The organism is uncultured Olsenella sp. (genome assembly GCF_959602185.1).
Classification (GTDB): domain Bacteria; phylum Actinomycetota; class Coriobacteriia; order Coriobacteriales; family Atopobiaceae; genus Olsenella_I; species Olsenella_I phocaeensis.
Window position 1 is genome coordinate 109225 of the sequence record NZ_CAUGRZ010000005.1, and the last position, 13983, is coordinate 123207.

The 13983-nt window shown below is 65.7% G+C and carries 10 protein-coding genes; 9 read left to right on the top strand and 1 reads right to left on the bottom strand.

What is annotated here, in order from left to right; all coding sequences use genetic code 11:
- Positions 1–8 precede the first annotated feature (8 nt).
- The 5 genes from Q5923_RS05110 (at position 9) to Q5923_RS05130 (ending at position 6731) form a co-directional block, all read left to right on the top strand.
- A complete protein-coding gene (locus Q5923_RS05110; RefSeq protein WP_303132551.1) occupies positions 9–998 on the top strand; it encodes an ABC transporter permease in 990 nt (329 codons plus the stop codon).
- A gap of 84 nt (positions 999–1082) precedes the next feature.
- Positions 1083–2579 (top strand): L-arabinose isomerase, encoded by a 1497-nt coding sequence (gene araA / locus Q5923_RS05115; RefSeq protein WP_303132552.1) that lies wholly within the window; start codon positions 1083–1085, stop codon positions 2577–2579.
- Between the two features lie 100 nt (positions 2580–2679).
- Entirely contained in the window at positions 2680–4287 is a 1608-nt protein-coding gene (locus Q5923_RS05120; protein ID WP_303132554.1) for a xylulokinase, read from the top strand.
- Positions 4288–4889: 602 nt separating this feature from the next.
- Entirely contained in the window at positions 4890–5645 is a 756-nt protein-coding gene (locus Q5923_RS05125; protein WP_303132556.1) for an SDR family NAD(P)-dependent oxidoreductase, read from the top strand.
- A 90-nt stretch (positions 5646–5735) separates the two neighbouring features.
- Positions 5736–6731, top strand: a complete 996-nt coding sequence (locus Q5923_RS05130; protein WP_303132557.1) for a 2-keto-3-deoxygluconate permease — start codon at positions 5736–5738, stop codon at positions 6729–6731.
- A gap of 305 nt (positions 6732–7036) precedes the next feature.
- Here Q5923_RS05130 and Q5923_RS05135 read toward each other — a convergent pair whose 3' ends face one another.
- Positions 7037–8083 carry an aldose epimerase family protein gene (locus Q5923_RS05135; protein ID WP_303132558.1) on the bottom strand — a complete coding sequence of 349 codons (1047 nt, stop codon included), beginning with the start codon at positions 8081–8083 and terminating at the stop codon, positions 7037–7039.
- A gap of 330 nt (positions 8084–8413) precedes the next feature.
- Between Q5923_RS05135 and Q5923_RS05140 the strand changes: the two genes are divergently transcribed.
- The 4 genes from Q5923_RS05140 to Q5923_RS05155 all read left to right on the top strand — a co-directional run bounded on the left by Q5923_RS05140 (position 8414) and on the right by Q5923_RS05155 (position 13980).
- The gene (locus Q5923_RS05140; RefSeq protein ID WP_303132560.1) at positions 8414–10924 is read left to right on the top strand and encodes a phosphoketolase; all 2511 of its coding nucleotides are present in this window, start codon (positions 8414–8416) and stop codon (positions 10922–10924) included.
- A 396-nt stretch (positions 10925–11320) separates the two neighbouring features.
- Positions 11321–12319 (top strand): Gfo/Idh/MocA family protein, encoded by a 999-nt coding sequence (locus tag Q5923_RS05145; protein ID WP_303132562.1) that lies wholly within the window; start codon positions 11321–11323, stop codon positions 12317–12319.
- 150 nt (positions 12320–12469) lie between these two features.
- Positions 12470–13321 (top strand): MurR/RpiR family transcriptional regulator, encoded by an 852-nt coding sequence (locus tag Q5923_RS05150; RefSeq protein WP_303132564.1) that lies wholly within the window; start codon positions 12470–12472, stop codon positions 13319–13321.
- Between the two features lie 194 nt (positions 13322–13515).
- Entirely contained in the window at positions 13516–13980 is a 465-nt protein-coding gene (locus Q5923_RS05155) for a PTS transporter subunit EIIB (RefSeq protein ID WP_303132566.1), read from the top strand.
- Positions 13981–13983: the final 3 nt, after the last annotated feature.

Sequence of the window (13983 nt, forward strand, 5' to 3'; positions counted from 1 at the left end):
CGAACAAGATGACTGAAACCAACGGCGTTGCCACCGTGGCAGGCGAGAGTGACAAGCAGACCAAGTCCGGACTTCTCTCCAAGATCAACGTGCGATCCATCCTGCCGCTGCTCGGCTTCCTCCTGATCTTCCTGTTCTTTGCCGTCGCCACCGGCGGAAAGCTCGTCCAGGTCAAGAACATCAGGCTCATCCTCAACTCGACCTACGTGCTCATGATCGCGGCCATCGGCGTGTTCATGATCATGTCCATGGGCTCGCTCGACTTCAGCCAGGGCTCCATGATCGGCGTCTGCTGCATCGTGGTGTGCTACCTCTCGCAGGTGAATCCGGTCCTGGCCGTGCTGGGCGGCATCGCCTGCGGAGGGCTCATCGGCGCGGTGAACGCCTACTTCCACGTCCGCAGGCAGATAGCCTCGTTCATCGTCACGATCTGCACCATGTTCCTGCTGCGCGGCGTGGTGGCCTTCCTCACCACCAACTCCCCCGCGCAGGGTGCCGGCTACCTGCAGGCCGACCTCAACAACCCCACCCTGCTCATGGCCATCACCATCGCCTGCCTCGTGGTCTTCTACGCCGTGTTCACCTTCACGCCGCTGGGCTCGAACCTCAAGGCGATCGGCGCGGGCCAGACGGCCGCGCGCTTCGCGGGCATCGACGTCCAGCGCACCAAGGTCCTGGTCTACGTCGCCGCCGGCTGCATCACGGGATTCGCCGCCTTCATCCTGGCCATCCGCAACGGCTCGGTCACTGCCACCGGCGGCAACATGATGGAGACCCAGATCATGCTCGCCCTCGTCCTGGGAGGCCTGCCCATCTCGGGCGGCGCCAAGGTGCGCTTCTCCAACATCGTCGTGGGCGTCCTGACCTACTGCATCCTGGACCGCGGCCTCTCGATGATGGGCTTCGAGGCCGCCCCCAAGCAGCTCATCATGGGCGTCGTGTTCCTCATCTTCCTCGCCCTCTTCTCCGACCGCGAGGCCAACCAGGTCATCAAGTAGCCCTCTCTCGGGGAGGTCCCGCCCGGGGCCTCCCCTCCCGAACGGCATCGCCGCGAAAGCGCGGCTCGCAAAAGGAGGCTCTTCATGCTGAAGATCAAGCAGTACAAGTTCTGGTTCTGCCCCTGCACCCAGGACCTCTATGGCGACGAGGTGCTCGAGCACGTCGCCCAACACGCGGCCGAGGTCGTGGCCGAGCTCAACGCAAGCAAGCTCGTGCCCTTCGAGGTCGTGCTCAAGCCCAACCTACTCACCAGCGACGTCATCCGCGCCACCTTCAACGCCGCGAACGTGGACGACGAGTGCGCCGGCATCATCACCTGGGCGCATACCTTCTCGCCCGCCAAGTCCTACATCCTGGGCCTGCAGGACCTGCGCAAGCCGCTCTGCCAGTTCGCGACCCAGTACAACGAAGAGATTCCCTACGATACCATCGACATGGACTTCATGAACGAGAACCAGGCCGCCCACGGCGAGCGCGAGCTGGGGCACATCTTCGCCCGCATGCGCTGGAACCACAAGGTTGTCTTCGGCTTCTGGAAGGACCCCGAGGCCCAGGCCGAGCTCGGTGCCTGGCAGCGCGTGGCCGTGGGCGTCAACGAGAGCCGCAACATCCGCGTGGCCCGCTTCGCCGACACCATGCGCAACGTCGCGGTGACCGACGGCGACAAGATTGAGGCCGAGGTCAAGTTTGGCTGGACCGTCGACGCCTGGCCCGTGAACGACCTCGTCCCCTACGTGGAGGGCGTGACGGACGCCGAGGTCAAGGCCCTGACCGACGAGTACTACGACAGCTACGACCTGGTGCTGGACGGCCGCGACCCCGAGGAGTTCCGCCGTCACGTCGAGGTGCAGGCCGCGCAGGAGATCGGCATCGAGCGCTTCCTGGTCGAGCACGGCTACAATGCCTTCTCGGACCACTTCGGCGACCTGGGCGGCCTCAAGCAGCTGCCGTCCCTCGCCATCCAGCGCCTCATGCAGAAGGGCTACGGCTTCGGTCCCGAGGGCGACTGGAAGACCCCTGCCATGGTGCGCCTGATGAAGGTCATGACCGCGGGCATGGAGGGTGCCAAAGGCTCCGCGCTCATGGAGGACTACACCTACAACCTGGTCAAGGGCAAGGAGGGCATCCTCGAGTCCCACATGGCCGAGGTCGACCCCGCCGTCGCCGACGGCAAGGTCTCGATCCGCGCGACCCCGCTCTCGATGGGCGAGCGCGAGGACCCCGCGCGCCTCATCTTCACGGCCAAGACCGGCCCCGCCATCGCGACCTCCCTCGTCGACCTGGGCAACCGCTTCCGCCTGATCATCCAGGACGTCGACTGCAAGAGGGTCGAGAGGCCCATGCCGCTGCTCCCCACCGGCACCGTCTTCTGGACACCGCGCCCCGACCTCAAGGTGGGCACCACCGCCTGGATCTACGCCGGCGGGGCGCACCACACCGCCATGTCCTACGACCTCACGGCAGATCAGATGGTCGACTGGGCCGAGGCCATGGGCATCGAGTCCGTGGTGATCGACGAGAACACCAGGCTCCGCGACTTCCAACGCGACCTCAAGCTGGGCGAGGTGTACTACCGCTAGGCCCCACGGACGGCGGGCCGACATGCCCGCCACCGCCCCCATCTCTGGCTGACCTGGGCCGCAGCCCCTCGCGGGTTGCGGTCCTTCCCTTGGAGGAGACATGACGAAGACCACACAGCAGATCGCCCAGGAGCTCGAGGCGGGGAAGTGCACCCTGGGCATCGAGTACGGGTCCACTCGCATCAAGGCCGTCCTGGACGACGCGGACGACCAGCCCGTCGCCATCGGCGCCTTCGACTGGGAGAACTCCCTGGTCGACGGCTACTGGACCTACGCCCAGGAGGAGCTGGACGAGGGCATCGCGGCCGCCTACGCCGCGCTCAAGGCGGACGTGCTCGCACGCTACGGCGTGACCCTGCGCCGCGTCGCGGGCCTGGGAGTGAGTGCCATGATGCACGGCTACCTGCCCTTCGACGCCGCAGGCGAGCTCCTGGTGCCCTTCCGCACCTGGCGCAACACAACCACGACCCGCGCCGCCCGTGAGCTCTCGGGCCTCTTCGGCTTCCACATCCCCGAGCGCTGGAGCGTGAGTCACCTCTACCAGGCCGTGCTCGACGACGAGGAGCACGTGGGACGCATCGCGAGCCTCACCACCCTGGCAGGCTACGCGCATCGCAGGCTCACGGGCGAGCACGTGCTCTCGGTGGGCGACGCCTCCGGCATGTTCCCCATCGACTCCGCGACCAAAGACTACGACGCGGGCATGCTGGCCAAGTTCGACGAGCTCGTGGCCCAAAGGGGGGTCGTGTGGAAGGCCGAGGACCTTCTCCCTCGCGTGATGCTTGCCGGGGAGGTCGCGGGGCACCTGAGCGAGGAGGGCGCGCGCTTCCTCGACCACGACGGCGACCTCGAGGCGGGCTGCCCCGTCTGCCCGCCCGAGGGCGACGCCGGCACCGGCATGATCGCCACCAACGCGGTGGCCCCGCGCACGGGCAACGTCTCGGCTGGGACCTCCGTCTTCTCGATGGTCGTGCTCGAGCACGCGCTCAAGGACCCCTCCAACCCGCTGATCGACCTCGTCACCACCCCTATGGGAGATCCCGTCGCCATGGTCCACTGCAACAACTGCAGCTCCGACATCAACGCCTGGGTCGACCTCCTCGCCGACTTCCTGCGCGTCATGGGCCAGGAGGCGGACAAGGCCAGCATCTTCGCCACCCTGTTCAACGCGGCCCTGGAGGGCGAGAAGGACGCGGGCGGCCTGGTGTCCGTGCCCTTCGTCTCGGGCGAGACGGTCATGGGCGTCCAGACGGGCTTTCCCCTCTTCCTGCGCCGGCAGAACGCGCGCCTCGACGTGGCCAACTTCATGCGCTGTCACATTATGGCGGCCTTCGGGGCTCTCGCCGCGGGCAACGAGGCCCTGCGCGAGGAGGGCGTGCGTATCGACAAGCTCTACGGGCACGGCGGGATCTTCAAGACGCCCAAGGTGGCTCAGGGCCTGCTTGCGGCGGCGCTCGAGGCGCCTGTCACCGTCATGGCGACGGCGGGGGAGGGAGGCGCCTGGGGCCAGGCGGTCGCTGCATCCTACATGGTCAACAAGGCCGAGGGGCAGTCGCTCTCGAGCTTCCTGGACGAGCGCGTGTTCGCCGGCATGGAGCAGCTGACGCTGGAGCCCGATGTCGACGACGTCGCGGGCTACCGCGCCTGGCTCGCTGACTTCAGGCGCGCCAACGAGGCCGAGAAGGCCGCGGAGGCGCAGCTGGCGTAGGCCACGTCTCACCACTTACCACTTTGAAGATTTGATTGACGCACGGGCGTCGGCCGCAGGTTGGTCGGCGCGCGCCTCGCGTTGCCCACGATGCCCACCCACGACGTCAAACGCGTGTCTCTCCACCGAATACGTCCAACGCGTGCGAGAGTTGTCCGACTACGTCTAACGCGTGCAAGGAACACTCGACTACGTCGAACGCGTGCGAAAAATGCCCGACTACGTCCAACGCGTTTTTTCTCGCCTGTTCAACTGGGCAAACGTGAGTGCTTCGGACGCGTTTGACGTATTTCTTGCTGAGAGACGCGCGTTTGACGTCGTGGGTGCTCGAAGCTATCCGTCATGATGTCGCGCGTCGCCGGCGTGTCTTGTGTAGGAAATGTGAACGAATGAATTATGCAGTGGCTCTCATAAAAGAATGCATGCGAATCGTGCTTGTCGAGAAGGACGCTGACCTTTGAGGACGAAGTAAAGGACCAGTAATCTGAATACAAATTTCGTATGAACAATATTCGATAGTTTACAAATCTGAATAAAACGTAGCCCCCAAAGGGTCTAAGCTCTCTGCGGCAAGCAAGCTGCGACATGGAAGGGAGCAGGGCATGGCTTTTGACTTCACGGGCAAGACCGCGATCGTCACCGGCGGCACCCGCGGCATCGGCGCCGAGATCTGCAAGGGCATCGTCGAGGGCGGCGGCCACGTCGTCGTCATCGGGCTCAACGAGCAGCGCGGCAGGGAGTTCGTCGCGTCGCTGGGGGAGGGCAACCGCTACTACCGGCTCGACGTGGGCGATTCCGCGGCAGTTCGCTCGACCGTCGCACGGATCCTGGACGAGGTCCCGGGCGTCAACATCCTGATCAATGACGCGGGCGTCATCTCGGCCAAGCCCTTCGAGCAGGTCGACGACGCGGAGTGGAAGCGCACCATCGACGTCAACCTCACGGGCACCTTCACCATGTGCAGCGCGATCTTCCCCTACTTCAAGGAGCACGGCGGCGGGCGCATCGTCAACGTCTCGTCCGTGGCCGGCAAGATCGGCGGGGGCCTGCTGGGCACCGCCGCCTACGCCTCGTCCAAGGCAGGAGTGAACGGTCTCACCAAGGCCATCGCCAAGGAGGGCGGCAAGTACGGCATCTCGTGCAACGCCGTCTGCCCCTCCTTCACCCTGACCAGCATGACCACTGCGCTCAGCGAGGACCCGGTCAAGCACGACAAGGTCATCTCGATCATCCCGCTGGGCCGTGCCGCCGAGCCTTCCGAGCCCGCGCAGATGGTGCTCTTCTTCGCGTCCGACCTCGCGAGCTTCGTCAACGGCGAGGTGGGGGACTGTGACGGCGGAATCGTGATGGACGGGTAAGCACCCGCGCACGTCACGTCGTACGACCAGTTGGGGCCCGGCTCGGCCAGGGCCCCGAAGCATGCGCAGGCAAACCGAAGGGAAGCGTACATGTCCGAGGCAACAACCAAGGCGGAGAAGGGCGGCGGCTTCTTCAAGATGCTCGGCCGCATCCCCGGGGCCAACATCCTCGTGCCCCTGCTCCTCGCCTGCACCATCAACACCTTCTTCCCACAGGTCTTCGCCCTGGGGAGCTTCACCACGGCCATGACCACCGGAGGTACGGGCGCGCTCGTCGGCGCCTTCCTGGTCATGGTGGGCACCACAATCTCGTTCGAGTCGGCGCCGAAGGCCGCCGTCCGTGGCGCGATCATCATCGCGACCAAGGTCGTCTTCTGCGTGGCGCTGGCGCTCATCGTGCAGTTCGCTCTGGGCGACAACCTGCTGGGACTCTCGTCCATGGTCATCCTTGCCGCCTGCTCCGGCGCGAACAACTCGCTCTATGCGGGGCTCATGGGAGACTACGGCACCGAGGTCGAGCGTGGCGCCGTCGCCGTGACCACCCTGGTGGTCGGTCCTCCCGTCACCATGATCGTGCTAGGGGCTGCCGGACAGGCGCCCTTGGGCTGGAGCCTTCTGGGCGCCGTACTGCCCATCCTGCTGGGCATCGTGCTGGGCAACTGCTTCCCCAGCCTCAAGAAGACCCTCTCGGCCGGCCTTCCCGGCATCATCATCCTGACCTTCTTCGCGATGGGCTCCACGATGACCCTGAGCCAGATCGTGCAGGCGGGACTTCCCGGCATCCTGCTGGGCGTCATCTGCTCCGTGGGCGGCGCGCTCGTGACCGTCGCCGCCGACCGTGCGACGGGCGGTACCGGCGTGGCCGGCGCGGCCATCTCGAGCTGCGCGGGTGCCAACGTGGCCACCCCGGCGGCCATGGCCTCCGTCAGCGCCGAGCGCTTCGGCGGGGCCGTGCTGGCCACGGCGACGGCGCAGGTGGCGGCAGCCGCCATCGTGACGGCCATCCTGACACCGCTCATCACGGCTTACGTGTACAAGCGCTACCACGTGGAGGACGCAGCGGAGCAGCAGCCCACGACGGCGTAGGCGGGCGACTCTCGCCTGGCGCCACGTGCGCTTTGTCTCGCGATGGCGTCCAACGCGTGCAGCCTGCAGCCGAGTACGTCCGATGCGTCTGAATTTCCGCCGAGTACGTCCAACGCGTCTGAGAGCCTCACGTTTGCCCAGTTGGCGGTGAGCTCAAAGACGCGTTGGACGTTTTCGCGTTTGTATCGCACGCGTTGGACGCTTTCGAGCGCGAGGCGGACGCGTCGGACGCGCTCGTGCACGGGCGGAGCACGGCATGCGCACGGGTGGCGCATGCGATGAGGGAGCTTGCGGCGCTGGCGGCCCTAGCGTTCGGCGTGCCCGAAGGCGAAGACCGTGCGCGAGACGAAGGGGTGTCCCGGCGCGTAGACCGGCTGGGGGAAGTTCTTGTGGTGGATGGCGTCGGGGAAGAACTGGGTCTCGAGGGCGACGCCGTCGAAGCGGCCATGATGCACGCCGCCCTTGCCCAGGGCGTCGAGCCCGCCTGCGGTGTAGAGCTGCAGGCCCGGGGCATCGGTCCAGACGTCCATCCAGATTCCGCTCTGGTCACCCGTGAGGCGGGCGACCCTCTCCACCCTCTCGTCGTTCTTCAGGACGAAGTTGGTGTCATAGCCTCCGGGAACGAGCCATATGTCGCGACCCAGCACCTTCGTGCTGCGGAAGTCGTACGGGGTGCCCGTGACGTCGGCGAGCTCTCCGGTGGGGATGAGTCGGGCGTCGGAGGGGGTGTAGCGGTCGCAGTCGAGCCAGAGCTCGTGCGAGAGGACCGAGCCGGCGGCATGTCCGTTGAGGTTCCAATAGGCGTGGCAGGTCAGGTTGACGATGGTGGTGGCGGAGGGCATGGCCTCGAAGCTCAGCTCGAGATGGCCGTCCTCGAAGAGGCGGTAGGTGAGAAAAACGTCGAGCGCACCGGGGAATCCCTGGTCGCCCGACCTGCTCAGGAGGTTGAGCGTGAGCTGGCAGCTGCCGTCCCCGTTCCGGCGCGGGCCGTCGGCGAGCTTCCAGAGGCGCTCGAACCAGAAGTGCGGGCCCGAGTGCAGGCTGTTGGGGCCGTCGTTTGCCGCGAGGTGGTAGGTCGTGCCGGCCAGCTCGAAGCTCGCGCCGGCGATGCGGTTGGCGTTTCTGCCCACGATGGCCCCGAAGTCTGCGCCGTTGTGCAGGTAGCCGGGCGCGCCGTCGTAACCCAGGGTCACATCGACGAAGCTGCCCCTCCCGTCGGGGACGACGACCGCCTGCAGGCAGGCGCCGAGGTCCGTGACGCAGGCGCGCATGCCCGAGGAGTTCTGAAGCTCGTACAGGTGGACCTCCCGGCCATCCTCGCAGTGGCCAAACGGTCTGGTGGCAACCGGCATAGGAGCTCCTCTCCCCAAGGAATGAGCATGAGCGGGTAGGCCCGCTGACCCGTAGGCTAGCGCGAACGGGAGGGTCCGCGTCCGTGGTTGGTGGGGTTTTCGGCGGGGCAGCACGGGCTGTCGGCGGGGGAGAGGTGCGCCCACTGGTACTAAACGCGCTATTCCATGTTTAGCAAAATTTAGCCAGCAGCAATCGGCCAACGGTCAAAATGAGGGGACGATTATCCACTCGTAGGCTAAAATGGGCAAAGTCATATTGGTGTTTTTTGCGTTTTGGCAGTGTTTATGCGCAAGCGCGTCACCTGGACGTTCGAATGAAGGGAAGTCCGCATGGCAGAAGATTTGGGTACCCCCTGGAAGAAGCTCGACGCCCCCGTCGCTGAGGAGGAGGTGGCCTGGGTCGACAAGTACTGGCGCGCCGCCAACTACATGTCCGTCGGCCAGATCTACCTGCGCAGCAACCCCCTCATGCGCGACGACTTCGTGGACGAGAAGAGCGGCCAGCCCCGCGACTTCGGCCGTGCCGACGTCAAGCATCGCCTCGTGGGCCACTGGGGAACCACTCCGGGCCTCAACTTCCTGATGGGCCACGTCAACCGCTTCATCCACGACCACGGCCAGAACGTCGTGTTCTTCATGGGGCCGGGCCACGGCGGACCCGCCGGCACCTCGCAGTCCCTGCTCGACGGCACCTATCGCGAGTGCTATCCGCAGATCACGGACGACGAGGCTGGCCTGCAGCGCTTCTTCCGCCAGTTCAGCTACCCCGGTGGCATCCCCAGCCACTTCGCGCCCGAGACCCCTGGCTCCATCCACGAGGGCGGCGAGCTGGGCTACACCCTGAGCCACGCCTATGGTGCGGTCCTCAACAACCCCAGCCTCCTCGCCTTCGCCGTCGTGGGTGACGGCGAGGCCGAGACCGGTCCCCTTGCCACCTCCTGGCAGACCAACAAGCTGATCAACCCCCTCACCGACGGCATCGTCCTGCCCGTCCTGCACCTCAACGGCTACAAGATCGCCAACCCCACGATCCTCGCCCGCATCTCTGACGAGGAGCGCAACGAGTTCTTCCGCGGTATGGGCTACCACCCCTACACCTTCGTCGCCGGCTTCGACGACGAGCCGCCGATCTCGATCCACCGTCGCTTCGCCGCCCTGCTCGAGCAGGTCTTCAACGAGATCTGCGACATCAAGTGGCGCGCCCTCGCCGGCGAGACCGAGCGTCCCGCGTACCCCATGATCGTCTTCAAGACCCCCAAGGGCTGGACCTGCCCCAAGTACATCGACGGCAAGAAGACCCAGGACAGCTGGCGTGCGCACCAGGTGCCCCTGGTGTCCGCCAAGGACACGCACGAGCACTTCCGCGTGCTGCGCAGCTGGCTGCGCTCCTACAAGCCCGAGGAGCTCTGGAACGAGGACGGCAGCCTGCGTCCCGAGGTGACCGAGTTCATGCCCGAGGGCGAACTGCGCCTGGGCGCCAACCCCAACGCCAACGGTGGCCTGGTGCGCGAGGAGCTCGAGCTCCCCGACATCCACGACTACGAGATCCCCGTCGCCGAGAAGGGCCACGGCTTCGGCACCACCGAGGCGTCGCGCGTCTTCGGCGACTACACCCGTGACGTCATGAAGCTCAACTTCACCAAGTTCCGCGTCTTCGGCCCCGACGAGACGGCCTCGAACCGCCTGCAGGCCGCCTACTCGCTGACCGACAAGCAGTGGGACGCCGGCTTCAACGCCGACCCCGAGAACGACGTCCACATGAGCTCCGTGGGCTCCGTCATCGAGCAGCTCTCCGAGCACCAGTGCGAGGGCCTTCTCGAGGGCTTCCTGCTCACCGGTCGCCACGGCGTCTGGTCGAGCTACGAGAGCTTCATCCATGTCGTCGACTCCATGGTGAACCAGCACGCCAAGTGGCTCGAGGCCACCGTGCGCCACATCCCCTGGCGCGCGCCCATCGCCTCGCTCAACATCCTGCTCACCAGCCATGTCTGGCGCCAGGACCACAACGGCTTCTCTCACCAGGACCCCGGCTTCGTGGACGTCCTCCTCAACAAGAACTTCCACAACGACCACGTGGTCGAGGCCTACTATCCCGCCGACGCCAACATGCTGCTGGCCGTGGGCGAGGAGGCCTACAAGTCCACCAACAAGATCAACGCCATCTTCGCGGGCAAGCAGCCCTCGCCGACCTTCCAGACCATCGACGAGGCCAAGGCCGAGCTGGCCGAGGGCGTGGCCGAGTGGGAGTGGGCCGGCAACGTCAAGAAGGGCGAGAAGGCCGACATCGTCCTCGCCTGCTGCGGCGACGTGCCCACCCTCGAGCTCCTCGCGGCGTCCGACGCCCTGCAGGACATGGGCCTCAAGGTCAAGTTCGTCAACGTGGTCAAGCTGCTGAGCATCCAGAACGCGGGCGAGAACGACGCCGCCATCAGCGACGAGCGCTTCTCCGAGCTCTTCGGCACCGACGTGCCTGTGCTCTTCGCCTACCATGCCTACGCGCACACCATCCACGGCCTGATCTTCGACCGTCCGGGCCACGACAACTTCCACGTGCACGGCTACATGGAGGAGGGCTCTACCACCACGCCCTACGACATGCTTCGCCTCAACGAGATGGACCGCTGGGCGCTCGCGTCCCACGCGCTCGAGCTCGTGGACGCCGAGAAGTACGCCGAGAAGATCGCCGAGTGGCGCGCCTTCCGCGACGAGGCCTTCCAGTTCGCCTGCGACAACGGCTACGACCACCCGCGCTTCACCGAGTGGGTCTGGCGTGACGTCGTGGGCCACCAGGACAACAGTGCCGCTGCCATGTCCTCGACCGGCGGCGACAACGACGAGTAGCGCCTACTTCGTCGAGCTCGCCCTCTAGGCGAGAGTGACACAGCGTCCGCTCCGGGGGCCGCTTCCAGCTTCAGGCTGGGGGCGGCCCCTCGCCGTATGCGCACGCCCCCCCCGGCGCGTCGTGCCCGCCGCGCGCCAGGACCCGCCGGCGGCGCGGCGAATGCGCGCCCCTCTCGCCTGGTTAGTGTGCACGAACTTGGTAATACGCCGCGAGAGGCGCGATGGGGTGAGTCGCGTCCCGCCTGGACATTTTGTCCGCCCATCGGACGGTTGCCCCAGCCCATTGCGGACCTGCCGTCCAGCAATGCGAACCGTTTCGGATCGCCTCTTGCTGCTGGCTATCTTCTAGCTGGAGGGAAGACACGGAAGGCCGAGGTGCCGGAAGAGGAGACAGAGATGAAGCTCGCAGTCGTTGGGACGGGAATGATCGTAGACCTGCTCGGCTCGCACTTGATCGAGTGGGGGTGCGAGGTGGTGGCAATCGTGGGCACACCGGACACCATGGACCGCGTGCGGGAGCTTGCTGGCAAGATCGGCAGCGAGGGCTGCACCGCCTGGTCCGATTACGCCGAGATGCTGGCCAGTACCACTCCCGACGAGGTCGACACCGTCTACGTCGCGGTTCCAAACTTCTTGCACTACGCCTTCTGCAGGCAGGCGCTCGAGGCTGGTCGTCACGTGGTCGTGGAGAAGCCCATGTGCTCCAACGCGCGCGAGTCCGAGGCGCTCGCGAGCATGGCACGCCAGAGGGACCTGTTCCTCTTCGAGGCCATCACCACCCTCTACCAGCCCAACTTCCTGAAGATTCGCGAGCTCCTCCCCCGCGTGAGCACGATCAAGATGGTCAGCGTGAACTACTCGCAGTACAGCAGCCGCTACGACGCCTTCCGAGGTGGAACCGTGCTTCCCGCCTTCGATTCCGCGAAGTCTGGCGGTGCGCTGATGGACCTGGGCCTGTACTGCCTCCAGTGGATCTGTGGCCTGTTTGGCGAACCGAAGAAGGTCGAATATCTTGCCAACATGGAGCGCGGCATCGACACCTCTGGGGTCACGACTCTTGACTACGGCGATTTCAAGGCCGTCTCCGTTGCCGCGAAGGACTGCATGGCCCCCTGTCAGACCCTCGTCGAGGGTACCGACGGATACATCCTGCAGCTGACTCCCCCCAACAACTGCGGTCCCGTCGAGCTGCACCTCAACGATGACAGCGTCGAGCGTTTCGACCTCAATCCAGAGCTGCAATGGGAGAGCGAGTTCCGCGCCTTCGTCCGCATGATGGGTGCCAGCGACCTCGAGGGCTGCCGCGGGATGCTCGACCAGAGCCTGCTCGTGAGCCAGGTCCAGACCGAGGCGCGCCGCTCTGCGGGCGTTGTGTTCCCCGCCGACCGCGACTAGTCATCCGGCCGCCTCCCGACGACAACCCATCCGAGCCCGTCCTTGCCCCGCTACACTGATGGCGGGGCATTTCCTTTGACATTTGGCATGCGTTGCCGGCGGATGGGCCAACCGGTGCATCGTGCGTTCCGTCGAGAGGGGCGGGGTTTCATGGCGGTTCTTGAGGCGCTCGAGCGCGAGGACGGGTTCACGGACATCGAAGCCGGTCTCGCTCGCTACATCTGCTCGAACGCAGGCGAGGTGTGCCGCATGGGCATCGCTGAGCTTGCAAGGGCTTCCTACACCTCCAACGCCACCATCGTCAGGCTCTGCCGGAAGGTGGGGGTCAAGGGCTTCCGAGACCTGCGCGTGGAGCTCGCCTCCGACCTGGAGAAGCGCCGAAACGGAAAGAGCAACGTCAACGTCAACGTTCCGTTCGAGGCAAGGCAGGACGTCGAGGAGGTCGCCACGAGCGTCCTGGCCCTGATGCACGAGGCGCTGGACGTCTGCTACGCATCGCTTGACCCGGGCGAGGTCGAGCGCGTCGCCCGTGCCATTCGTGGCGCGAGCCAGGTCTACCTGTACGCGCACGGCGACTCCGAGATCACTGCCTTCGCGTTTGCCAACCTCCTCGTGAAGGTGGGCATCCGGGCCGTCGTCGCCAACCAGTTCGGCGAGAGCAGCTCGATGACGCACAGCGCCCGGAGCGGCGACGTGGTGATGGTGGTGAGCTACTCGGGACAGGTGTACGACGACATCGCGCGCTGCCTGCCCATATTCAAGGAGCGGAAGTGCAAGCTCGTCTTCGTGTCCTCCGCCAGGGCGCCCCTGGGCTTCGACTACTCGTTTCGCATCCCCGCGAAGGAGGCCGGCGTTGGCAAGGTGGCGACGTTCTACTCCCAGACCTGCTTCCGCTACATCCTCAACTGCATCTACAGCGAGATCTACATGCTCGACTACGACGCGAACAAGGCCCACAAGGACGCGAGCGAGAGGGGCAACCTCAACGTCTCGAGGGACTAGCGCTTCGCTGACGTGCCCGCCGGCGTTCCGCTGAACAAAAAGTCCAATGCACCCATCTGCCGCGCCACCTCTTGAGAAAACCCTTTTCTGGAGCTTCCGTGATGGCCGGAGACGACCTGCCCGGACCGTACCGTGTGTCCCAGAGCCAAGGGACATCGTCCAGGAAGCTGACGAAGCATCGGGAAGGGAAAGAAATGGCAGACAACAAGCAGGTTGCCACCGACGTCCTCGAGGCGGTGGGCGGCAAGGAGAACGTGAGGAACGCCACACATTGCATGACGCGCCTGCGCTTCAACCTCAAGGACGAGTCGATCGTCTCGGACGACGCGGTCAAGGCGGTCGACGGGGTCTTGGGCGTCGTTCGTCAGGGGGGCCAGTACCAGGTGATCATCGGCCAGAAGGTGCCCCATGTCTACAAGGAGCTCTGCTCCGTCGCCGGCCTGGAGGAGCAGGCGGCCGTTGACGAGAACCTGGACGACGCGGGCGAGAAGAAGCTGACCCCCAAGGCCGTCGGTGCCGCCATCCTCGACTACCTCTCGGGCTCGATGGTGCCCATCGTCCCCATCATCACCGTCGCCGGCCTCTTCAAGGTCATCCAGGTAATCTTTGGGCCCACCATGCTCAACCTGATCGCGAGGGTTCCAACATCTACTTCGTGACCA

Bases quoted from the DNA above. Each gene is read 5' to 3' on its own strand.
- Q5923_RS05110 (WP_303132551.1), top strand. From the start codon at position 9: ATGACTGAAACCAACGGCGTTGCCACCGTGGCAGGCGAGAGTGACAAG.
- araA (WP_303132552.1), top strand. From the start codon at position 1,083: ATGCTGAAGATCAAGCAGTACAAGTTCTGGTTCTGCCCCTGCACCCAG.
- Q5923_RS05120 (WP_303132554.1), top strand. From the start codon at position 2,680: ATGACGAAGACCACACAGCAGATCGCCCAGGAGCTCGAGGCGGGGAAG.
- Q5923_RS05125 (WP_303132556.1), top strand. From the start codon at position 4,890: ATGGCTTTTGACTTCACGGGCAAGACCGCGATCGTCACCGGCGGCACC.
- Q5923_RS05130 (WP_303132557.1), top strand. From the start codon at position 5,736: ATGTCCGAGGCAACAACCAAGGCGGAGAAGGGCGGCGGCTTCTTCAAG.
- Q5923_RS05135 (WP_303132558.1), bottom strand. From the start codon at position 8,083: ATGCCGGTTGCCACCAGACCGTTTGGCCACTGCGAGGATGGCCGGGAG.
- Q5923_RS05140 (WP_303132560.1), top strand. From the start codon at position 8,414: ATGGCAGAAGATTTGGGTACCCCCTGGAAGAAGCTCGACGCCCCCGTC.
- Q5923_RS05145 (WP_303132562.1), top strand. From the start codon at position 11,321: ATGAAGCTCGCAGTCGTTGGGACGGGAATGATCGTAGACCTGCTCGGC.
- Q5923_RS05150 (WP_303132564.1), top strand. From the start codon at position 12,470: ATGGCGGTTCTTGAGGCGCTCGAGCGCGAGGACGGGTTCACGGACATC.
- Q5923_RS05155 (WP_303132566.1), top strand. From the start codon at position 13,516: ATGGCAGACAACAAGCAGGTTGCCACCGACGTCCTCGAGGCGGTGGGC.